Genomic DNA, 22041 nt, shown 5'->3' with positions numbered 1-22041 from the left:
CCCGAATTGCCGCGCCGCCGCCGTCGCACGCTTGGTGAACGCCTAGCGCATTCGTGTCATCAGGCCGCGCAGAAATGCCAGGTCGACCTCTTCCAGGGAGGTGACCACGGTGCGCCGGACAGCCGGGGTGATGGGTGCGACCGAGGGCACCGCCACGACGTGGCAGCCGGCGGCCTCCGCGGCGGCGACCCCGGTCGCGGTGTCCTCGACGACGGCGCACCGGGCCGGGTCCACGCCGAGTCCGGCCGCGGCCGCCAGGTACGGGTCGGGGTGGGGCTTGGTGCGCGGCACCTCGTCGCCCGCGACAGTGAGGGCGAAGTGCTGGGGGCCGAGCGACTTCAGGACGCGGTCGATGATGCGCCGGTGCGAGGCGGAGACCAGGGCGGTGGGGATCTCGTGCGCGGACAGCTCTTCGAGCAGCCGGGCGGCGCCGGGCATGAGCGGCAGGTCGCGGCCGATGCGCTGCTCGAAGCCGTCGTTGAGCAGGACGCTGAGTTCGGCGAGGGAGATGTCGGCGCCGGTGGCCTCGATCAGGAAGCCCGCGCTGCGGGTCATGGGGCCGCCGACCACGACATGGCGCCAGGAGTCGTCGAGGGTGTGGCCGAGGGAGGCGAAGACCTCCCTCTCGACGTCCCACCAGAAGCCCTCGGTGTCCACCAGGGTGCCGTCCATGTCGAGGAGCACGGCCTGGAGGGCGGAGCCTTCGGCCGTACGGGTTCCGAGCGCGGGGACCGTACTGGTCATCCACGTACCTCCTTGAAGGGACGATCAGGCCGGCTCCCACGAGGGGAGCCGGCCTGCGGTGGACCGACCAGTGTACGTCGTGCGGGACGCGAACGCCTGGTGTGGCCGACGGGGCGGGTACGGAGCGCCTAGCGGGCGTTGAAGTACTTCGCCTCGGGGTGGTGGATGACGATGGCGTCGGTGGACTGCTCGGGGTGGAGCTGGAACTCCTCGGACAGGTGGACGCCGATCCGCTCCGGTTCCAGGAGCGCGGCGATCTTCGCGCGGTCCTCCAGGTCGGGGCAGGCGCCGTAGCCGAGGGAGAAGCGGGCGCCCCGGTACTTCAGGGCGAACATGTCCTCCATCTCGGCCGGGTCCTCCCCGGCGAAGCCGAGTTCGGAGCGCACGCGCGCGTGCCAGTACTCGGCGAGGGCCTCGGCGAGCTGCACGGACAGGCCGTGCAGTTCGAGGTAGTCGCGGTAGGCGTTGGCCTCGAACATGCGGGCCGTCTCCTCGCCGATGCGGGAGCCGACGGTGACGACCTGGAAGCCGACGACGTCGGTCTCGCCGGACTCCTCCGGGCGGAAGAAGTCGGCCAGGCACAGCCTGCGGCCGCGGCGCTGGCGGGGGAAGGTGAAGCGGGTGCGCTCGTTGCCGTCGTCGTCGAGGACGATCAGGTCGTCGTCCTTGGAGACGCAGGGGAAGTAGCCGTAGACCACGGCCGCCTCCAGCAGGTTCTCCGTCTGGAGCCGGTCGAGCAGGCCGCGCAGCCGCGGCCGGCCCTCGGACTCGACCAGTTCCTCGTACGAGGGCCCCTCGCCGGTGCGGGCCTGCTTGAGGCCCCACTGGCCCTTGAAGAGGGCGCCCTCGTCGAGCCAGGAGGCGTACTCCTTGAGCTGGATGCCCTTGACGACGCGGGTGCCACGGAAGGGGGGCTCGGGGACCGGGTTGTCGGTGGCGACGTCGGAGCGGACGTGTCCCTCTTCGGGGCGCTCGTCGATCTCCACGGTGGCGGCCCGCACCCGGCGCTGCTTCAGCTCGGGCAGCTTGGCGCCGGGCACACCGCGCTTGATGCCGATCAGCGCGTCCATCAGGCGCAGGCCCTCGAAGGCGTCGCGGGCGTAGCGGACCTCGCCGTCGTAGACCTCGTGGAGGTCCTGCTCGACATAGGCCCTGGTGAGGGCGGCGCCGCCGAGGATGACCGGGTAGTCGGCGGCCAGCCCGCGCTGGTTGAGCTCCTCCAGGTTCTCCTTCATGATCACGGTGGACTTGACCAGCAGGCCGGACATGCCGATGACGTCGGCCCGGTGCTCGTCGGCGGCCTCCAGGATCGCGGAGACGGGCTGCTTGATGCCGAGGTTGACGACGGTGTAGCCGTTGTTGGACAGGATGATGTCGACGAGGTTCTTGCCGATGTCGTGGACGTCGCCGCGGACGGTGGCCAGCACGATGGTGCCCTTGCCGTCGTCGTCGGTCTTCTCCATGTGCGGCTCCAGGTGGGCCACCGCGGTCTTCATCACCTCGGCGGACTGGAGCACGAACGGCAGCTGCATCTGGCCGGAGCCGAACAGTTCGCCGACCACCTTCATGCCGTCGAGCAGGGTCTCGTTGACGATGTCGAGCGCCGGACGCTCCTGGAGGGCCGCGTCGAGGTCCTGTTCCAGGCCGTTCTTCTCGCCGTCGATGATGCGGCGCTTGAGGCGCTCCTCCAGCGGGAGGGCGGCCAGTTCCTCGGCCTTGGACGCCTTCAGGGACTTGGCGGTGGCGCCCTCGAAGAGCTGCATCAGCTTCTGCAAGGGGTCGTAGCCCTCGCGGCGGCGGTCGTAGATCAGGTCGAGGGCGGTGGTGACCTGCTCCTCGTCGAAGCGGGCGATCGGCAGGATCTTGCTCGCGTGCACGATGGCCGAGTCCAGGCCCGCCTTGACGCATTCGTCGAGGAAGACGGAGTTCAGCAGGATGCGGGCGGCCGGGTTGAGGCCGAAGGAGATGTTCGACAGACCGAGCGTGGTCTGCACGTCCGGGTGGCGCCGCTTCAGCTCGCGGATGCCCTCGATGGTGGCCAGGCCGTCCTTGCGGGACTCCTCCTGACCGGTACAGATGGTGAAGGTCAGGCAGTCGACGAGGATGTCGGACTCGTGGATGCCCCAGTTGCCGGTGAGGTCGTCGATCAGCCGTTCGGCGATCTCGACCTTCTTCTCGGCGGTGCGGGCCTGTCCCTCCTCGTCGATGGTGAGCGCGATCAGCGCGGCACCGTGTTCCCGGGCCAGCTTCGTGACGCGCGCGAAACGGGACTCGGGTCCCGCGCCGTCCTCGTAGTTGACCGAGTTGATCACCGCGCGGCCGCCGAGCTTCTCCAGGCCGGCCCGGATGACCTCGACCTCGGTGGAGTCCAGCACGATCGGCAGCGTGGAGGCGGTGGCGAACCGGCCGGCCAGCTCCTCCATGTCGGCGACGCCGTCCCGGCCGACGTAGTCGACGCACAGGTCGAGCATGTGCGCGCCTTCGCGGATCTGGTCGCGGGCCATCTCGACGCAGTCGTCCCAGCGGCCGTCCAGCATGGCCTCGCGGAACTTCTTCGAGCCGTTGGCGTTGGTGCGCTCGCCGATGGCCAGGTAGGAGGTGTCCTGGCGGAAGGGCACGGTCTGGTAGAGCGAGGCGGCGCCGGGCTCGGGGCGCGGCGAGCGCTCGGTGGGGGCGGTGTCCCGGACCCGCTCGACGACCTGGCGCAGGTGTTCGGGGGTGGTGCCGCAGCAGCCGCCGACCAGGGACAGGCCGTACTCGCGGACGAAGGTCTCCTGCGCGTCGGCCAGCTCGGGTGCGCTCAGCGGGTAGTGGGCGCCGTCCTTGCCGAGGACGGGCAGACCGGCGTTGGGCATGCAGGACAGCGGGATGCGGGAGTGGCGGGCGAGGTAGCGCAGGTGCTCGCTCATCTCGGCCGGGCCGGTGGCGCAGTTCAGGCCGATCATGTCGATGCCGAGGGGCTCGAGCGCGGTGAGCGCGGCGCCGATCTCGGAGCCCAGGAGCATGGTGCCGGTGGTCTCGACGGTCACGGACACGATGACCGGGACGTCCAGGCCGAGGGCGTCCAGGGCGCGCCGGGCGCCGAGCACGGAGGCCTTGGTCTGGAGCAGGTCCTGCGTGGTCTCCACGAGCAGCGCGTCGGCGCCCCCGGCGACCAGGCCCTCGGCGTTGCGCTGGTAGGCGTCGCGCAGGACGGTGTACGGGGCGTGGCCGAGGGTGGGGAGCTTGGTGCCGGGGCCCATGGAGCCCAGCACCCAGCGCTGCCGGCCGTCCCGGGCGGCGAACTCGTCGGCGACCTCGCGGGCGACACGGGCGCCGGCCTCGGACAGTTCGTGGACGCGTTCGGGGATGTCGTACTCGCCGAGGGCGGAGTGGTTGGCGCCGAAGGTGTTGGTCTCGACGCAGTCGACGCCGGCCGCGAAGTACTCCTCGTGCACCGAGCGGACGATGTCGGGCCGGGTGAGGTTCAGGACCTCGTTGCACCCCTCCAGCTGCTGGAAGTCGTCCAGCGTGGGGTTCTGTGCCTGGAGCATGGTGCCCATGGCGCCGTCGGCGACCACCACGCGGGTGGCGAGGGCCTCTCGGAGGGCGGACACGCGGGTGCGGGTGTCGGCGGGCGGGGTGGATGGCGACGAGGCCATGAAGGGGCTCCCTAGGGTGCGACGGCTGTCGGCTTTGCGTCTGCCCGGTGCCGTCCGCGGTGGACGCCCCCGGGAGAACGCACGCCGCCAGGGTAGCCGGGACCGGGGGCGGATGGTCAGGGCGTCCACGAGACGGACGAGGATGGCGGGGCGAAGAGCCGCCGAACGGATGAGCCCCGCCTCCCGGAACGCCACCGCGGCGGCCCGGTGGCCGAAGTGCAACAGTTGCCCGCCGACCATTAGCGGGAGGTCGGCATCGACCGGTAGTGTTCGGCATTGCCGAACGACGTCAGTGACGCCGAGTCGGCAGTCGAAGGGGACGGAGGCAGTACGTCGATGGCACGGAACATCCAGTCGCTCGAGCGGGCGGCCGCGATGCTGCGCCTGCTCGCGGGCGGCGAGCGGCGGCTCGGCCTGTCGGACATCGCCTCGTCGCTGGGTCTGGCCAAAGGCACCGCGCACGGCATCCTGCGCACCCTCCAGCAGGAGGGCTTCGTCGAGCAGGACGACGCCTCCGGGCGCTACCAGCTGGGCGCCGAGCTGCTGCGCCTGGGCACGACCTATCTGGACGTGCACGAGCTGCGGGCCCGCGCCCTGGTGTGGACGGACGACCTGGCCCGCTCCAGCGGCGAGAGCGTCCACCTCGGGGTCCTGCACCAGCAGGGCGTCCTGATCGTGCACCACGTCTTCCGGCCCGACGACAGCCGGCAGGTCCTGGAGATCGGGGCCATGCAGCCGCTGCACTCCACGGCGCTGGGCAAGGTGCTGTCGGCGTACGACCCGGTCGCGCACAGCGAGGCGCTGGAGGCCGACCGCAAGGCGTTCACGGACCGGACCGTCTGCGAGCCGGACGGCTTCGAGCACGTCCTGGACATCACCCGCGCGCGCGGGTACGCCGCCGACGTCGAGGAGACCTGGGAGGGCATCGCCTCCGTCGCCGCACCCATCCACGACCGCAGGCGCATGCCGGTCGGCGCGGTCGGCATCACGGGGGCCGTGGAGCGGCTGTGCCGGGAGGGCGAGCTGCGGCCCGAGCTGGTCGCGGCGGTACGGGACTGCGCCCGCGCGGTGTCGCGCGATCTGGGCGCCGGGCGGTTCTAGGGCGCACGCGAGCGGGCGCGCACACGCGCGTACGGGCCGGGACACCGAGGGTGTTCCGGCCCGCGGCGTTCCCGGGGGCGGCCTCCGGCCGGCACCGGCCGGCACCGGCCGGCCGGAGATCGATAACCCGTGACGATCAATAACGATCGTGCTTTCGATAACACAGCTCTTGACGCGCGCGGGACGCCGAACGAGACTCGCGTCCATCGGTCGGCATTGTCGAACACCTACCGGCAATAAGCGTTAGAGTGTGACAGTGCCAAGGGCCGCCATCGCTCTCATACCGAGGGCGCCGGAACACCCGGAGGGACCCGGGGGTTCGGCTTCCCCTGGACGAAGGACAAAGGAGTCGCGGGTGTCCAGCTCCGACATCTTCATCGGCGAGACCATCGGTACCGCCATACTCATCCTGCTCGGCGGCGGCGTGTGTGCCGCCGTGACGCTCAAGGCCTCCAAGGCACGCAACGCCGGCTGGGTCGCCATCGCCCTCGGGTGGGGCTTCGCCGTCATGACGGCGGCGTACATATCGGGTCCGCTCTCCGGAGCCCACCTGAACCCGGCCGTGACGATCGGCATCGCGATCAAGGACGGCGACTGGAGCAACACGCCGACCTACTTCGCCGGCCAGATCCTCGGTGCCATGATCGGCGCGGTCCTGGTCTGGATCACCTACTACGGCCAGTTCCAGGCCCACCTCACCGACCGGGAGATCGTCGGCGGTCCCGGCGCGCAGGACACGACGGCCAAGTCCGTCGAGGCGCAGGAGAAGGGCGCCGGCCCCGTCCTGGGCGTCTTCTCCACCGGTCCGGAGATCCGGCACACGGTCCAGAACCTCGTCACCGAGATCATCGGCACCTTCGTCCTGCTCCTGGCCATCCTCACCCAGGGCCTCAACGACGAGGGCAACGGCCTCGGCATCCTGGGCGCCCTGATCACCGGGTTCGTGGTGGTCTCCATCGGTCTGTCGCTCGGCGGCCCGACCGGGTACGCGATCAACCCGGTCCGCGACCTCGGCCCGCGCATCGTGCACGCCCTGCTGCCGCTGCCCAACAAGGGCGGCTCCGACTGGGCCTACGCCTGGATCCCGGTCGTCGGTCCGCTGATCGGCGGTGCGATCGCCGGAGGTGTCTACAACGTCGCGTTCGCCTGAGCGGGCCCCCGCTCGGCGATCATCGAGCCGCAGACCACGCGCCGTACGCACCGGCCACCCACCACGGAACCCCAGGAGCACACAGTGACCGACGCCCACACCGCCGGGCCCTTCATCGCCGCCATCGACCAGGGCACCACCTCCTCGCGCTGCATCGTCTTCGACCGCGACGGGCGCATCGTCTCCGTCGACCAGAAGGAGCACGAGCAGATCTTCCCCAAGCCGGGCTGGGTCGAGCACGACGCCACCGAGATCTGGACCAACGTCCAGGAGGTCGTCGCCTCGGCCGTCGAGAAGGCCGGCATCACCCGCGACGACATCAAGGCCATCGGCATCACCAACCAGCGCGAGACCACCCTCGTCTGGGACAAGAACACCGGTGAGCCCGTCCACAACGCCATCGTCTGGCAGGACACCCGCACCGACGCCCTGTGCCGGGAACTCGGCCGCAACGTCGGCCAGGACCGCTTCCGCCGCGAGACCGGCCTTCCGCTGGCCTCCTACTTCGCCGGCCCCAAGGCCCGCTGGCTGCTCGACAACGTCGACGGCCTGCGCGAGCGCGCCGAGGCGGGCGACCTGCTCTTCGGCACCATGGACACCTGGGTCATCTGGAACCTCACCGGCGGTGTCAACGGCGGCAAGCACGTCACCGACGTCACCAACGCCTCCCGCACCATGCTGATGAACCTGCACACCATGGCGTGGGATCCGAAGATCGCCGAGTCCATCGGCGTCCCGATGCAGATGCTCCCCGAGATCCGCTCCTCCGCCGAGGTCTACGGCGAGATCACCGGCGGCCGCCTCGGCGAACTGCTCGGCGGCATCCCGGTCGCCTCCGCGCTCGGCGACCAGCAGGCGGCCCTGTTCGGCCAGACCTGCTTCTCCGAGGGCGAGACCAAGTCCACGTACGGCACCGGCACCTTCATGGTGATGAACACCGGCGACAAGCTCATCAACTCCTACTCGGGCCTGCTGACCACCGTCGGCTACAAGATCGGCGACCAGGACACGGTCTACGCCCTGGAGGGCTCGATCGCCGTCACCGGTTCGCTGGTGCAGTGGATGCGCGACCAGATGGGCCTGATCTCCACCGCCGCCGAGATCGAGACCCTCGCCCTCACGGTCGAGGACAACGGCGGCGCCTACTTCGTACCGGCCTTCTCCGGTCTGTTCGCCCCGTACTGGCGCTCCGACGCCCGCGGTGTGATCGCCGGCCTGACCCGCTACGTCACCAAGGCGCACCTCGCGCGCGCCGTCCTGGAGGCCACCGCCTGGCAGACCCGCGAGATCGCGGACGCCATGACGAAGGACTCCGGCGTGGAGCTGACCGCCCTCAAGGTCGACGGCGGCATGACCTCCAACAACCTGCTGATGCAGACCCTCGCCGACTTCGTGGACGCCCCCGTGGTGCGCCCGATGGTCGCCGAGACCACCTGCCTCGGCGCCGCCTACGCCGCCGGTCTGGCCGTCGGCTTCTGGAACAGCACCGACGACCTGCGCGCCAACTGGCGGCGGGCCGCCGAGTGGACCCCCCGCATGGACGCGGACACCCGCGCCCGTGAGTACAAGAGCTGGCTCAAGGCCGTCGAGCGGACCATGGGCTGGCTCGAGGACGAGGAGTAAGAACCACCATGACCACCCAGTCCACCCTGCAGTCCGTGCCTGCCCTGGGGACGCACCCGGCCTCCGGCTCCAACCCGAGCCGGGCCGAGACCCGGGAGCAGCTCTCCAAGGCGTCGTACGACCTTCTCGTGATCGGCGGCGGCATCCTGGGCATCTCCACCGCCTGGCACGCCGCGCAGTCCGGCCTCAGGGTGGCCGTGGTCGACGCCGGCGACTTCGCCGGCGCCACCTCCTCCGCCTCCTCCAAGCTGCTCCACGGCGGACTGCGCTACTTGCAGACCGGCGCGGTGAAGCTGGTGGCGGAGAACCACTTCGAACGCCGTGCGGTCTCCCGCCAGGTGGCCCCCCACCTGGCGAACCCGCTCACCTTCTACCTCCCCGTGTACAAGGGCGGCCCGCACGGCGCGGCGAAGCTCGGGGCCGGCGTCTTCGCGTATTCGGCGCTGTCCGCCTTCGGCGACGGCGTCGGCCACCTGCTCTCCCCGGCCAAGGCCGCGCAGGACGTGCCGGAGCTGCGCACCGACAACCTCAAGGCCGTCGCCGTGTACGGCGACGACCAGATGAACGACGCCCGCATGGCCCTCATGACCGTCCGCGCGGCGGTCGAGTCCGGCGCCGTGGTCCTCAACCACGCCGAGGTCACCGGACTGCGCTTCACGGGCGGCCGGGTGACCGGTGCCGAGCTGAAGGACCGGCTGTCGGGCGACGAGTTCGGGGTGAACGCACGTCTGGTGCTCAACGCCACCGGCCCCTGGGTCGACCACCTGCGCCGCATGGAGGACCCCGGCGCGGCGCCGTCGATCCGGCTCTCCAAGGGCGCGCACCTGGTGCTCAAGCGCACCGCGCCGTGGAAGGCGGCGCTGGCCACCCCGATCGACAAGTACCGGATCACCTTCGCCCTCCCCTGGGAGGACATGCTGCTGCTCGGCACCACCGACGAGGAGTTCGAGGGCGACCCCGCGGACGTCGCGGTCAACGACAAGGACATAGCCCAGATCCTCGACGAGGCCGCGTTCTCCATCCGCGACCAGCAGCTCGACCGGGACCTCATCACGTACTCCTTCGCGGGGCTGCGCGTGCTGCCGGGCGGTCCGGGCGACACGGCGAAGGCCAAGCGCGAGACGGTCGTCACCGAGGGCCGGGGCGGCATGCTGTCCGTCGCGGGCGGCAAGTGGACCACCTTCCGCCACATCGGCCGTACGGTGATGAAGAAGCTGGAGGCGCTGCCGGGCCACCCGCTGGGCGACGACTTCGAGCCGATCGCGTCGCTGCCGAAGAAGCTGCCGCTGCCCGGCGTCGCCAACCCGCGCGCGGTCGCCCACCGACTGCTGGTGGACGGGTCGGCGCCCGGCCCGCGCATGGCGGCGGACACCGCCAGGCACCTGGCCACGCACTACGGCTCGCTCGCCTTCGACATCGCCCGGCTCGCCAACGAGAGCCCGGAGCTGGCGCAGCGGGTCCACCCGGACGCCCCCGAGATCTGGGCGCAGGTCGTGTGGGCCCGGGACAACGAGTGGGCGCAGACGGCGGACGACGTGCTGCGCCGCCGTACGACGCTGACGATCCGCGGCCTGGCCACGGACGACGTCCGCGCGCAGGTCCAGGACGTGCTCGACAAGAAGTAGGGCCCGCGTTTCGGCGCCGGGCCGCGGGTGTCCGGACCCCGGGGACGGGGCAGTGATCCGTTCACTGCCCCGTGCAAGGGGGCTGCGGGCGGCCCCTCGGCACGCCGTAAGGTTGGGGGGTACGCGAGGGCACGTCGGAAGGAGGCGCTGGGTGATCGAGCTCGAGGGGGTTCCCGAGCTGGTCGACCCGGTCATGGTGGCCGCGTTCGAGGGCTGGAACGATGCCGGTGACGCCGCCTCCACCGCGGTCGCGCATCTCGACAGGGAGTGGAAGGGCGAGGTGTTCGCGGCGCTGGACGCCGAGGACTACTACGACTTCCAGGTCAACCGTCCCACCGTGTTCATGGAGGACGGCGTACGCAAGATCACCTGGCCGACGACCAGGCTGTCGGTGGTCCGCGTCGGCGGCGACAAGCCGCGCGACCTCGTCCTCGTCCGCGGCATCGAGCCGTCCATGCGCTGGCGTTCGTTCTGCAACGAGCTGCTCGGTTTCGCCCACGAGCTGGGCGTCGAGCTGGTGGTCGTCCTGGGTGCCCTGCTGGGCGACACGCCGCACACCCGGCCGGTGCCGATCAGCGGGACCACGTCGGACGCCGACCTGGCCCGGCGCATGGACCTGGAGGAGACCAAGTACGAGGGGCCCACGGGCATCGTCGGCATCCTCCAGGAGGCGTGCACGCACGCGGGCGTGCCGGCCGTGTCGCTGTGGGCGGCGGTGCCGCACTACGTGTCGCAGCCGCCGAACCCGAAGGCCACGCTGGCCCTGCTGAACCGGCTGGAGGACCTGATCGGCGTGCGGGTGCCGCTGGGCGAGCTGCCCGAGGACGCGCGGGCCTGGCAGGTGGGCGTGGACCAGCTGGCCGCGGAGGACAGCGAGGTCGCCGAGTACGTGCAGTCGCTGGAGGAGGCCCGGGACACGGCGGAGCTGCCGGAGGCGTCCGGCGAGGCGATCGCGCGGGAGTTCGAGCGGTATCTGCGGCGCCGGGACGGGTCGGGGACGGGCGGGCCCGGCCCCGGGGGTCCTGGCGGGCATGCCACGGCGGACGGGGGCGACGGACCGTCCGGGGCGCCGTTCCTGCGGGACAACCCCAGTGGGCGGACCCGGCCGCCGAAGCCGCCGAAGGCGGCCGGGGACGACGAGGAGTCGTCGGAGGACTGAGCGAGAGAACCAGGGGCCGCTTCCGGGAAGCGGCCCCTGGTTCTTTCGTCTGTACGCCTGCCTAAAGCGCCACGCCCAGCAGGGCGTCCACCGCGCGGGAGACGACGCCCGGGGCGCCGGTGTCCGTGCCGCCGGATTCCTGCTGGAGGGCGGCCCAGCGGTCGATCGCGTCGAGGGCCGCCGGGGAGTCCAGGTCGTTGGCCAGGGCCGCGCGGATCTCGTCGACCAGCGTCTCGGCGGGCGGGCCGTCGGGGCGGGAGACGGCGGCGCGCCAGCGGTCGAGGCGGGCGAGGGCGTCCTGAAGCACCTGGTCGGTCCACTCCCAGTCGGAGCGGTAGTGGTGGGCGAGCAGCGTGAGCCGGATGGCGGCCGGGTCGACGCCCTCGCGGCGCAGCTGGGAGACGAAGACCAGGTTGCCCTTGGACTTGGACATCTTCTCGCCGTCGAGACCGACCATGCCGGCGTGCACGTACGCCTTGGCCATGGGGAACTCGCCGGTGAGGGCCTGGGCGTGCGAGGCGCCCATCTCGTGGTGCGGGAAGGCGAGGTCGGAGCCGCCGCCCTGGACGTCGAAGCCCATGCCGAGGTGGTCGAGGGCGATGGCGACGCACTCGATGTGCCAGCCGGGGCGTCCGCGGCCGAGCGTGCCGCCGTCCCAGCTGGGCTCGCCCTCGCGGGCGGCCATCCACAGCATCGGGTCGAGCGGGTTCTTCTTGCCGGGCCGGTCGGGGTCGCCGCCGCGCTCGGCGGACAGCAGCCGCATCGCGGCCGCGTCGAGGTGGGAGACGCCGCCGAAGTGCGGGTCGGCCTCGACGGAGAAGTAGACGTCGCCCTCGAGTTCGTAGGCCGCGCCCGCGTCGCGCAGCCGCTCGACGAGCGGGACGATGCCGGGTATGGCCTCGACGGCTCCTATGTAGTGGCGCGGCGGCAGCATCCGCAGCGCCGTCATGTCCTCGCGGAAGAGGGCGGTCTCCTGCTCGGCGAGGGCGGTCCAGTCGACCCCGTCGCGCACGGCCCGCTCCAGGAGCGGGTCGTCCACGTCGGTGACGTTCTGGACGTAGTGGACCTGCCGCTTGGTGTCGAGCCACACGCGCTGCACGAGGTCGAACGCGTTGTAGGTCGCCGCGTGCCCCATGTGGGTGGCGTCGTACGGCGTGATGCCGCAGACGTAGATACGGGCGACGGGACCGGGGTCGAGGGTGACGAGGCCGCCGGTCGCGGTGTCGTGGATCCTCAGGTCGCGGCCCTGACCAGGCAGGGCGGGGACCTCGGAAGCGGGCCAGGCATGCATGTCATGAGCCTAACCGGACGGATGTTCCGTACACGAACCGGACCGGGCCGGATGGCCGGTAAGGCGCTCTTGCGCGGCACCGGCCGCTGTGCGGGTGGGGCGGCTACACGGGCGGCCAGGGGATGGCGGGCCACTCGCCGCTCGGTTCGGGGTGCTTCCCGGAGGCCAGCAGGGCGTCGACCCGCGCGCGCGTGGCGTCGAGTTCGGCGGGGGTGATGAGCGCGGCGAGCCGGATGGCCAGGGTGCCGCCGTCCTTCAGTGCCTCTCTGAGGGCGTCGAGGACCGCCAGGGCCTCCCCGGTGAGCGGTTCGCCCGCCCAGCCCCACAGGAGGGTGCGGAGCTTGTTCTCGGCGTTGAAGGTGACGCCGTGGTCGATGCCGTACAGCCGCTCCCCCGCCGCGGGCAGCAGGTGGCCGCCCTTGCGGTCCGCGTTGTTGATCACGGCGTCGAGCACGGCGAGCCGGCGCAGCCGTTCGTCGTCGGCGTGGACGAGCAAGGCGGTGCGGCCCTCGCCGACCTCGGCGAAGGCGATCGCCTTCCAGCCGGGGCCGGGCTCCTCCTCGTCCACCAGGGCGAGCAGGTCCGTCTCCGGCACGGTCTCGATCCACAGCTGGACCATGCCCTCGCCGTACGGGCCGTCGCGCAGCACGGTGGGCGGGACCAGGCCCCAGCCGGTGGCCTCGGAGACCTCGTAGGCGGCGACCTCGCGCTGGGCGAGGGTGCCGTCGGGGAAGTCCCACAGCGGGCGTTCCCCGGCGACCGGCTTGTAGACGCAGGCCGCCTCGCGCCCCTCGTGCGTCACCGTGCAGTACAGCGCCGCGTTGGAGGCGTCACGGATGCGTCCGCGTACGGTCAGTTCGCCCTGGGCGAGCAGTTCGGCCGCCGCCGCGTCGGTGGTCACGCTCCGCGGCGGTATCCGTTCTGGCGCGGACATACGTGTCCTTCCGGGTCGAGCGGGAGGCTGCACAGCGGGCACGGCGGCCGCCCGGCGTTGACGACGTCGAGGGCGCGCTTGGCGAAGGCCCTGGCCTGCGCGCCGGTGAGGCGGACCCGGAGCATCGGCGGGCCGTTCTCCTCGTCCTGGAGGAGGCGCTCCTCGGCCTCCGCCAGGTCCTCCTCGGACTCGGCGTCCAGCTCCACGAGGGCCTGCGCCTCGACGATCATGCGCTGGTCCTCGCCGTCCCAGGCGAGCGCCATGGTGCCGACCCGGAACTCCTCCTCGACGGGGGTGTCCAGCGGCGCCGTGTCGGCGGGCCCGGTGGGCGCGGTGGCGGGGACGACGGTGCTGCCGCCGCTGCGCCGTACGACTTCGTCCAGGAGCTCGTCCATGCGCTCGGCGAGGGCGGCGACCTGGGTCTTCTCCAGGGCCACGCTGGTCACCCGGGAGCCGGCGGAGGCCTGGAGGAAGAACGTACGGCGCCCGGGCAGCCCGACCGTACCGGCCACGAAACGTTCCGGTTGGTCGTAGAGGAACACCTGACGGGACACGTCCTGTCTCCATGGAGGTCGGGGAAAGCGGAAGATCGGGATCGGGGGCACTGCCGCGACCGGTTCACCCTACTGCGGCGGACGATCACGGTGCGCCCGCACCACCCCCGACCGGGGCCTCGTCGCCGGACGGCTCCTCGCGCGGGGCCAGCGAGGCGAAGTCGCCGGTGTCGCCGAGGCGGAGCAGGAACGGGCGCAGCCGGGTGTAGCGGATCGCGGTGACGGAGCAGGGTTCGACGGAGATCCGCTGGAAGAGGTCGAGGTGGAGGCCGAGTGCCTCGGCGACGAGGGACTTGATGATGTCGCCGTGGGAGCACATGAGGTAGACGGCGTCGGGGCCGTGGTCGCGCTCCACGCGCGCGTTCCACTCGCGGACCGCCTCGGCGGCGCGGGTCTGCATGGCGCGCATCGACTCGCCGCCGGGGAAGGCCGCGGCGGAGGGGTGCGCCTGCACCACCTCCATCAGGGGCTCGTCCTTGAGTTCGGCGAGCTTGCGGCCGGACCAGTCGCCGTAGTGGCACTCCCCGATCCGTTCGTCGGTGTGGGCCCGCAGCCCGGGGCGGGCGTCGAGCAGCGGCCGGAGGGTCTCCTGGCAGCGTTGCAGGGGGCTGGTGACGATCTCGGAGAGCGGCAGGCCGGCGAGCCGCCCGGGGAGCGCGGCGGCCTGTGCGGCGCCGCGTTCGTCGAGGGCGACGCCGGGCGTCCAGCCGGCGAGCAGCCCCTCGGTGTTGGCGGTGGAACGTCCGTGCCTAACCAGGATCAGCGTGGGCATGCGGCCAGGGTAGGCGTACGGCGCGGTACAGGGGCGCCGGGGCGAGGGGAGAATGGGTTCGGTGATCGTCGACTGCGCCATCTACCGGGACGGGCACCGCACGGACGGGCCCGAGGACTTCTCCGACGCGCTCGGGGAGGCACGGGGAGCGGGCGGGTTCGTCTGGATCGGTTTGCACGAGCCGACGGAGAAGGAGTTCGAGCTGGTCAGCCAGGAGTTCGGGCTGCATCCACTGGCGGTGGAGGATGCCCTCAAGGCACATCAGCGGCCCAAGCTGGAGGTGTACGACGACTCGCTCTTCATCGTCCTCAAGCCGGTGGTGTACGAGCCGGACAGCGACGCCGTCTCCACCGGCGAACTCATGATCTTCCTGGGCGACTCCTTCGCGGTCGTCGTCCGGCACGGCGAGGGCTCGCCGCTGAAGGCCGTGCGGCGGCGCCTGGAGCACGAACCGGAACTGCTCGGCAAGGGTCCCACCGCGGTGCTGTACGCGATCGCGGACGCCACCGTCGACCACTACCTGGACGTGGCGGTCGAGCTCCAGACCGACCTGGAGGAGCTGGAGGCGGAGGTCTTCTCGCCGGACGGCGGCGGTTCCCGGCACACCGCGTCGCGGATCTACACCTTCAAGCGGCAGGTGCTGGAGTTCCGCCGGGCGACGGGTCCGCTCGCGCCGCCGCTGGCCCGGCTGGCGGGCACGGGGGCGTACGGCGACGGCGTGCCGTTCGTGAACGACAAGGCGCGGCCGTTCTTCCGGGACGTGAACGACCACCTCACGCGCGTGAACGAGTCGGTGGAGAGCCTGGACCGGCTGGTGTCGGACATCCTGTCGGCGCACCTGGCGCAGACCAGCGTCCGGCAGAACGACGACATGCGGAAGATCTCCGCGTGGGCGGCCATGGCGGCGGTCCCCACGATGATCGCGGGGATCTACGGCATGAACTTCGACCACATGCCGGAGCTGCACTGGGTGTGGGGCTATCCGGCGGTGATCGTGCTGATGGCCGTCCTGGAGGTGCTGCTGTACCGGCAGTTCAAGCGCCGGGGCTGGCTGTAGGGGCCGGTGCGGCTCCTCAGGCGACTTCGGGGGCCGGGGTGGCGGGTCCGCCGAGGGCGTCGCGCCGTTCGGGGGCCCGCAGCGTCACCATGCGGCGCCAGCCGGCCGCCCGCTCGGCGGCGTACATCGCGTGGATGCCCGCCGCGAGCAGCGCCGATCTGGCGCGGGACCAGCCGAGGATGCGCCCCATGCGGGCCATCACGGCGAGGCTGACGTCGCGGTGGACGCGGATCTCGGCGTGCGCGCACGCGCGCAGGGTGCGCCGGATGTACGGGCCGTGCCCGGCGGCGGCGTAGCGCAGCAGTTCCTCGTGGGAGTAGGCGAGGTGGTTGTCCTCGTCGGCCGAGATCATCCGGACCGCCCGGCCCAGGTCGGGGTGGTCCGCGAAGTACTTGAGGAGCATCGCCATCTGCTCGGCGGCGCGCTGCTCGGTGACCCGGCTGTGGGCGAGGTAGGTGATGATGTCCCGCACCGTGAGGGGCTGGTCGGCCTTGAGCTTGTCGTGGGCGAGGCCGATGCCGTGCCGCTCCAGGAGCATCGTGTAGTCGGTCTCGGGCGGTACCTCGACGGGTTCGAGGCCGCGCTTCTTCAGCAGGGCGTGGAAGATCCGGCCGTGCTTGTCCTCGTCCGCGCCGTGCCGGGTGATCTTGGGGGCGAGGGCGCGCTCGCTCTCGGGCACCAGCGCGGCGATGCGCGCGTTCTCCCAGCCGCCCTGGGACTCGCCACTGGCGGCGATGGAGCAGAAGAGACGGAACGACTCGTCGTTGTCGAGGATCTCCTGGAAAAGGCTCTTGGCCGAAAGCATCGGGGGCACCTCTCTGCCGCTGCGTGGTCCGCAGGTTCCGCACACTCCGCGATGCACGAGTCAAGTGCGGGACAGGGGGCGCGGCAACAGGTGCGGCGGACGACTCCGCCGAACGAAGGACACCGGGCGCGCGAGAAACGAAGGACACCGGGCGCACGCGGAGGCGTAACCCCGCGCGTGTGGGCGCGTTGTTCTCCGTGACGGCCGTGGCGGGGAAGACCCCCGAGCCCCCACCACGGCCGCAGAAACTTTCCGCCTCGGTACTACGCCAGTCCGGCGCGCTCCAGGGCCTCGGTGCCCGCGCGGAGGGCGGCGAGCCGCTCGTCGAGGGTGAAGCCCGCGGGGGCGAGGGTCAGGGTGGTGACGCCGGCCGCGGCGTAGGCCTTCATGCGGTCCGCGATGCGGTCGACGGAGCCGAGCAGGGTCGTCTGGTCGATCAGCTCGTGCGGTACGGCCTCGGCGGCGCCCTGCTTGTCGCCGGACAGGTACTTGTCCTGGATCTCGGCGGCTTCCCGCTCGTAGCCCATGCGCCGGGCGAGCTGGTTGTAGAAGTTCTGCTTGCGGCTGCCCATGCCGCCGACGTAGAGCGCGGTGTAGGGGCGGAAGGTGTCGGCGAGGGTGGTGACGTCCTTGTCGTCGCCGAGGGCGAGCGGCAGGGTGGGGCAGATGTCGAACCCGTCGAGGGTCTTGCCGGCCTTCTCGCGTCCGGCGCGCAGGTGCTGGACGGCGGTCTCCTCCAGGTGGTCGGCGGAGGGGAAGATGAGCAGGGCGCCGTCGGCGATCTCGCCGGTCTGCTCCAGGTTCTTCGGGCCGATCGCGGCGATGTACAGCGGGATGTGCTCGCGCTGCGGGTGCACGGTCAGCTTGATCGGCTTGCCGGGGCCGCCGGGCAGCGGCAGCGTCCAGTGCCGTCCCTCGTAGGACAGCCGCTCCCGGGTCATCGCCTTGCGCACGATCTCGACGTACTCGCGGGTGCGGGCGAGCGGCTTGTCGAACGTGACGCCGTACCAGCCCTCGGAGACCTGTGGTCCCGACACGCCGAGGCCGAGGCGGAAGCGGCCCTGGGACAGGGAGTCCAGGGTGGCGGCGGTCATCGCGGTCATCGCGGGCTGGCGGGCCGGGATCTGGAAGATGGCCGAGCCCACGTCGATGCGCTCGGTGTGGGCGGCGACCCAGGTCAGCACGGTGGCCGCGTCGGAGCCGTAGGCCTCGGCGGCCCAGCACACGGCGTATCCGAGCCGGTCGGCCTCCTGGGCGACGGCCAGGTTGTCCGCGTCCATTCCGGCACCCCAGTAGCCGAGGTTGATCCCGAGCTGCATGGCCGATTCCCCTTACCGATCAGTAACGTGGCTGGTGCCCCGACCTTAGCGCGCGGAATTCGGTTGTCCACAGGCCCCCACAGGGCAAGGCGTGGCCAGTAATGTCGGCGTTCATGGAGCAGAGGCATCTCGGCCGCACCGGCCTGCGCGTGTCCCGCATCGGTCTCGGCACCCTGACCTGGGGCCGGGACACGGACGAGCATGACGCCGCGGACCTCTTGAAGACCTTCTGGGAGGCGGGCGGGACGCTCGTCGACACCGCGGACGTCTACGGCGACGGCGAGTCGGAGTACCTGCTCGGCCGCCTCATGGAGGGCCTGGTCCCACGCCGGGACCTGGTGATCTCGACGAAGGCCGGCAGCGTTCCGGATCCGGACCGCCGGTTCGACGGTTCGCGCGCCCATCTGCTCTCCGCGCTGGACGCCTCCCTCTCCCGCCTGGGCACGGACCACGTCGACGTGTGGCACCTGCACGCCTTCGATCCGCACACGCCGCTGGAGGAGACGCTGCACGCCCTGGACGTGGCGGTGAGCAGCGGCCGGGCGCGCTACGCGGGGGTCTCGAACTTCTGCGGCTGGCAGCTGGCCAAGGCGGCGACCTGGCAGCTGGCGGCGCCCGGTGTCCGCAACCGGCTGGCGAGCACCCAGATGGAGTACTCGCTGCTCCAGCGGGGCGTCGAGCGGGAGGTGCTGCCGGCCGCCCTGGACCTGGGCGTCGGGCTGCTGCCCTCGTCCCCGCTGGGCCGCGGGGTGCTCACCGGCAAGTACCGCAAGGACGCGGCGCCGCCGGACTCGCGGGGCGCCTCGGACCATCTGGCCCCGTTCGTCGAGCCCTACCTGGACGACACGGCCGGACACATCGTGGACGCGGTGGCGACGGCCGCGGACGGGCTCGCGGTGACCCCGCTCCAGGTGGCGCTGGCCTGGGTCCGCGACCGGCCCGGGGTGGTCGCCCCGATCATCGGCCCGCGCAACGCGCAGCAGCTCACGGCGGCGTTGTCAGTGGAGACCCTTAGTCTTCCTGACGAGATCTGCCGGGCGCTCGACGACGTGTCGGCGCCCGTGCACCGCTATCCCGATCACGACTGGAGCACGCTGTGAGCACGGAGCCCGAGCCCGCCACCGAGGACACCACGGACGCCGTGGCCGCCGGGCCGGAGACCCCGGGCACCGCGCAGGCGGACGAGACCGCCTCCGACCCGCGGCCGGGTGAACCCGCCGTGGACGGGGGTGAGGCGGCCGGGGACGGGGGTGAGGCGGCCGCGCAGGTGTCCGAGGTCGAGGCCGAGCTGGCGGCGCAGCGGATCGAGCGGGAGCGGATCGAGCGGCGCAAGGCGGAGAAGCAGGCACCGATCGAGGCGGGCGGCAAGCTCAGCGGCACGGCGGCCGATCTGCTCGCCGCCGTACGCGCCGTGGAGAGCGGTGAGAAGCCGGCGGCGGTCTTCGGCGCCCCCGAGCCCGCGCGCCGCCCCGCGCCGGAGCCGGTACGCCCGCCCCGGCCGGCGCCCGCCGGGCAGGCCGCCGCACCCGCGGTACCGGCGGGACCGGCGGGACCGGCGGCGGAGACCGTGCAGGCGGTGCGGCGGGTGCTGGCGGAGGGCGGCGCCCCCGAGGCGCTCGCGCCGCAGACCGCCGCGCTCCTCGGCGAGGGCGCTCAGGACGCGCTGCGCGCGGACCCCTGGCAGTTGCTCCGGGTCGGCGGAGTGCGGCCGGAGCAGGCCGACGGGTTCGCCCGCGCGCTGCTCGGCGCGGAGTGCGGCCCGGACGACGAGCGGCGCGGCCGTGCCGTCACCGTGTGGCTGCTGGAGCAGGCGGCCCTGGCCGGGCACACCGCGCTGGAGCTGCCGCGGCTCACCGCCACGCTGGCCCAGCGGGGCGTGCCGGACCCCGACGCGGCCGTGCAGAGCACGCTCGCCGAGGGCGAGGCACTCGCCTTCCAGGACGCCCTGGACGGGCCGGGTGCCCGCCCGGAGCGCACGGCGGGCGGCGCGGAGGGCACCGACGGGGAGGGCGCGGAGGGCGAGGAGCGCCCCGTCCGGGTGCTGATCGGCCTGGAGCGGTACGCGCTGGCCGAGGAGAGCCTCGCCGACGGGCTGGCCCGGCTGGTCAACTCGACGCCCAAGCAGGACGGCTCCGCGGCGGACTGGGAGCAGGCGGCCGCCTCCGCGCAGGGCTCCGCGGGCGAACTGATCCGGGCCGTCGCGGCCCACGGGCTGGTGCTGCACACCGGTGGCGAGGCGTCCCTGGCCGAGCCCGCCGCCCTGCTGCACGCGGCGCACGCCCTGGGCCTGCGGGCCTGGGCCGCCGCGCCCGGCCCGCTCGGCCGCGACCGCTTCGCCGCCCTGCTGGGCGCCGCGCCGGCCGAGCCGCCCTCCCCGGGGCCGGCGGCTCCCGCCGCGGTCACCGTGGCCGGGCTGCTCACCGGCGCCGAGGGGCCGGGGCGGGACGCCGACGGGGCGCTCGACCTCGACCTGCTCGTCGTGCTCGACGCGCCGCAGCTCGACGTCGAGGCGGGCGCCCTGCTCGCGGAGTCGCTGCCGGACGGGGCCCGGCTGGTGCTGGCCGGGGACCCGGCGGTGCTCTGGTCCGTGGGCCCCGGGCGGGTCTTCGCGGACCTGCTGGCGGCGCGGATCTGCCCCCAGATCGCCTCGCGGCGCCCGGACCCCGGTCCGCTCGGCGAACTGGTCTCCGGCGTCGGCGTCGGCGAGCTGGGCCAGGTGGAGGCGCCCGGCAAGGAGGTCGTGATCGTGCCGGTGCGGGACGCGGGCGAGGCGGTGCACCGCACCGTCCAGCTCGTCGCGGACTCGGTGCCGCGCGCGATCGGCGTCCCGGCCGAGGAGACCCAGGTGATCACGCCGGGCCACGGCGGTGCCGTGGGCACGCGGGCGCTCAACGCGGCGCTGAAGGAACGCCTCAATCCCGGCCCCGGCCGCTTCGGCGGCTTCGACCCCGGCGACCGGGTCGTCCACACCCCCGCGCCGGGCCGGGTGCTGCCGGGCCGGGTGGTCACGGCCGACGCCGACGGGCTGCACCTGTCGTGCGCGGGCGGGACCGTGGTCGTGCCCAGGGACCGGGTGGAGGGGTCGGTACGGCACGGCTGGGCGCTCACCGCCCACCAGGCGCTGGGCGGCCGCTGGGACGCGGTGGTCGTGGTGCTGCCCGGCGATGCCGTGCAGGCCCTCAGCCGCCCGTGGATCTACACGGCGTTCGGCCGGGCCGCCCGGCACCTGTCCGTGGTGCACGGCGTGGAGCAGGCCCTCCCCCGCGCGGTGGCGGAGATCCCGGCCAAGCCCCGCACGACCCGCCTGCCCGCGCTGCTGGCCCCCCAGGTCCCGGTCACCGACTGACGGGACGCGGACCGCGCCCCTTCGCCACCCGCCCGACCGCCCGGGGTTTCGAGCCCGCTCGCCGCGTCACCCCGGGCACCCGGCGTCCGGCGCCCGTCACGGGGCACAACCCCGCCGGGGCACGGCGGAGGCACGGCGGCCGTGGAGCGTCGGCGCGCCGTGGCCCGCGCTGCTCAGCGGTCGGCCTCCAGCCTCGCGGGTTCGCCGTCCTCGTCGAGGTCCGTGTCCAGGTCGGTGTCGAGGTCCTCGTCCAGCTCCGCCAGGTCGGCGTCGCCGTCCTCGTCGTCGTCGCCGTCGTCGAAGTCCTCGTCGAAGACCGCGCTGACGTCGAAGCGGCAGACCACCCGCTGCGGGTCGACCTGCTCGAACGGGGCCTCCAGCCACTCCCCGGGCTCGGCACTCTCGTCCGCGGCCGTCACCCAGAGCGTGGAGTCGCCCTCCTCGAGACCGAACTCCTTGTGCCGGGAGGCGATCTCGTCCGGCTCGAACTCGCCGAACAGGAGGCCGAGCGCACCGTGCACCGTGTCCGAGGTCTCCACGCCCGGCCCCTCCTCGTCCGCCGCCTCGACCCGCCGGGCCTGGGCCATCAGCCGCTGCGGCTCGGCCACGGCGTAGTCGCGGCGGATCAGGACGCTCAGCGCGCTGGGTTCCTCGGGGCCCGTGTACGGCGGCAGCGCGTCCTCGCCGGGGATCTCGAAGGGAGTGACCTCGTCGTACCGGTCGTAGAGCAGTTCGTCGTACGCCTCCGCGGCCGCGGCCAGCTCGTTGAACGCGTCGTAGACGGCCGGGTCTTCCTCTCCCGACCGGCGTTCGACCGCGGCTAGGTGGCGGTCGAGCGCGGTCTTGACCGCCTCGGCGGCGGCGCGTACCTCGGCAGCGGTGGGCTGCGCAGCATCAGACATAGTGCAGACGCTATCCGT

General features: G+C 72.6%; 17 protein-coding genes. 8 read left to right on the top strand and 9 right to left on the bottom strand.

Annotated features, from left to right (window positions below; translation table 11 throughout):
* Positions 1 to 42: 42 nt before the first annotated feature.
* Positions 43 to 744 carry an HAD family hydrolase gene (locus ACIRGB_RS25130; RefSeq protein ID WP_403869230.1) on the bottom strand — a complete coding sequence of 234 codons (702 nt, stop codon included), beginning with the start codon at positions 742 to 744 and terminating at the stop codon, positions 43 to 45.
* Between the two features lie 128 nt (positions 745 to 872).
* Complete coding sequence (gene metH / locus ACIRGB_RS25125) at positions 873 to 4385, bottom strand: methionine synthase (RefSeq protein WP_403869227.1); 3513 nt, start codon at positions 4383 to 4385, stop codon at positions 873 to 875.
* Positions 4386 to 4721: 336 nt separating this feature from the next.
* Here metH and ACIRGB_RS25120 point away from each other — a divergent pair, with 336 nt between their 5' ends.
* From ACIRGB_RS25120 to parJ, 5 genes are all read left to right on the top strand, one after another.
* Complete coding sequence (locus tag ACIRGB_RS25120) at positions 4722 to 5486, top strand: IclR family transcriptional regulator (protein ID WP_403869224.1); 765 nt, start codon at positions 4722 to 4724, stop codon at positions 5484 to 5486.
* 355 nt (positions 5487 to 5841) lie between these two features.
* Entirely contained in the window at positions 5842 to 6636 is a 795-nt protein-coding gene (locus tag ACIRGB_RS25115) for an MIP/aquaporin family protein (RefSeq protein ID WP_403869221.1), read from the top strand.
* Positions 6637 to 6720: 84 nt separating this feature from the next.
* Positions 6721 to 8259: a glycerol kinase GlpK gene (gene glpK / locus ACIRGB_RS25110; RefSeq protein WP_403869218.1), complete on the top strand. Its 1539-nt coding sequence runs from the start codon at positions 6721 to 6723 to the stop codon at positions 8257 to 8259.
* 8 nt (positions 8260 to 8267) lie between these two features.
* The gene (locus ACIRGB_RS25105; protein WP_403869215.1) at positions 8268 to 9884 is read left to right on the top strand and encodes an FAD-dependent oxidoreductase; all 1617 of its coding nucleotides are present in this window, start codon (positions 8268 to 8270) and stop codon (positions 9882 to 9884) included.
* A gap of 151 nt (positions 9885 to 10035) precedes the next feature.
* Positions 10036 to 11043 carry a filament polymerization regulator ParJ gene (gene parJ / locus ACIRGB_RS25100; RefSeq protein ID WP_403869212.1) on the top strand — a complete coding sequence of 336 codons (1008 nt, stop codon included), beginning with the start codon at positions 10036 to 10038 and terminating at the stop codon, positions 11041 to 11043.
* Positions 11044 to 11104: 61 nt separating this feature from the next.
* Here parJ and mshC read toward each other — a convergent pair whose 3' ends face one another.
* The 4 genes from mshC to ACIRGB_RS25080 all read right to left on the bottom strand — a co-directional run bounded on the left by mshC (position 11105) and on the right by ACIRGB_RS25080 (position 14594).
* On the bottom strand, positions 11105 to 12334 hold the full coding sequence (gene mshC / locus ACIRGB_RS25095) for a cysteine--1-D-myo-inosityl 2-amino-2-deoxy-alpha-D-glucopyranoside ligase (protein WP_403869209.1): 1230 nt from the start codon (positions 12332 to 12334) through the stop codon (positions 11105 to 11107).
* A 103-nt stretch (positions 12335 to 12437) separates the two neighbouring features.
* Complete coding sequence (locus ACIRGB_RS25090) at positions 12438 to 13268, bottom strand: SCO1664 family protein (protein ID WP_403869206.1); 831 nt, start codon at positions 13266 to 13268, stop codon at positions 12438 to 12440.
* Positions 13232 to 13822 carry a DUF3090 domain-containing protein gene (locus ACIRGB_RS25085; RefSeq protein ID WP_003977160.1) on the bottom strand — a complete coding sequence of 197 codons (591 nt, stop codon included), beginning with the start codon at positions 13820 to 13822 and terminating at the stop codon, positions 13232 to 13234. Before ACIRGB_RS25085 ends, ACIRGB_RS25090 begins: the two co-directional genes overlap by 37 nt.
* 85 nt (positions 13823 to 13907) lie before the next feature.
* Positions 13908 to 14594: a histidine phosphatase family protein gene (locus ACIRGB_RS25080; RefSeq protein ID WP_403869202.1), complete on the bottom strand. Its 687-nt coding sequence runs from the start codon at positions 14592 to 14594 to the stop codon at positions 13908 to 13910.
* A 61-nt stretch (positions 14595 to 14655) separates the two neighbouring features.
* Here ACIRGB_RS25080 and corA point away from each other — a divergent pair, with 61 nt between their 5' ends.
* Positions 14656 to 15651: a magnesium/cobalt transporter CorA gene (gene corA, locus ACIRGB_RS25075; protein WP_403869888.1), complete on the top strand. Its 996-nt coding sequence runs from the start codon at positions 14656 to 14658 to the stop codon at positions 15649 to 15651.
* Between the two features lie 16 nt (positions 15652 to 15667).
* Here corA and ACIRGB_RS25070 read toward each other — a convergent pair whose 3' ends face one another.
* Both ACIRGB_RS25070 and ACIRGB_RS25065 read right to left on the bottom strand, forming a co-directional pair.
* Entirely contained in the window at positions 15668 to 16456 is a 789-nt protein-coding gene (locus tag ACIRGB_RS25070) for a ferritin-like domain-containing protein (RefSeq protein ID WP_403869199.1), read from the bottom strand.
* Positions 16457 to 16719: 263 nt separating this feature from the next.
* Positions 16720 to 17775 carry an LLM class F420-dependent oxidoreductase gene (locus ACIRGB_RS25065; protein WP_403869196.1) on the bottom strand — a complete coding sequence of 352 codons (1056 nt, stop codon included), beginning with the start codon at positions 17773 to 17775 and terminating at the stop codon, positions 16720 to 16722.
* A 113-nt stretch (positions 17776 to 17888) separates the two neighbouring features.
* Here ACIRGB_RS25065 and ACIRGB_RS25060 point away from each other — a divergent pair, with 113 nt between their 5' ends.
* Both ACIRGB_RS25060 and ACIRGB_RS25055 read left to right on the top strand, forming a co-directional pair.
* Positions 17889 to 18875, top strand: a complete 987-nt coding sequence (locus ACIRGB_RS25060) for an aldo/keto reductase (RefSeq protein WP_403869193.1) — start codon at positions 17889 to 17891, stop codon at positions 18873 to 18875.
* Positions 18872 to 21121, top strand: a complete 2250-nt coding sequence (locus ACIRGB_RS25055; RefSeq protein ID WP_403869190.1) for a helix-hairpin-helix domain-containing protein — start codon at positions 18872 to 18874, stop codon at positions 21119 to 21121. The genes ACIRGB_RS25060 and ACIRGB_RS25055 overlap by 4 nt, the downstream gene beginning before the upstream one ends.
* A gap of 173 nt (positions 21122 to 21294) precedes the next feature.
* On the opposite strand, the gene ACIRGB_RS25050 is transcribed toward ACIRGB_RS25055, so the two are convergent.
* Entirely contained in the window at positions 21295 to 22023 is a 729-nt protein-coding gene (locus tag ACIRGB_RS25050) for a hypothetical protein (protein WP_403869187.1), read from the bottom strand.
* Between the last annotated feature and the right edge of the window lie 18 nt (positions 22024 to 22041).

This window comes from Streptomyces sp. NPDC102490, from assembly GCF_044765285.1.
Lineage (GTDB): Bacteria > Actinomycetota > Actinomycetes > Streptomycetales > Streptomycetaceae > Streptomyces.
The sequence above is the reverse complement of the archived record's forward strand: the minus strand, read 5'-3'. Positions and strand labels throughout refer to the sequence as shown.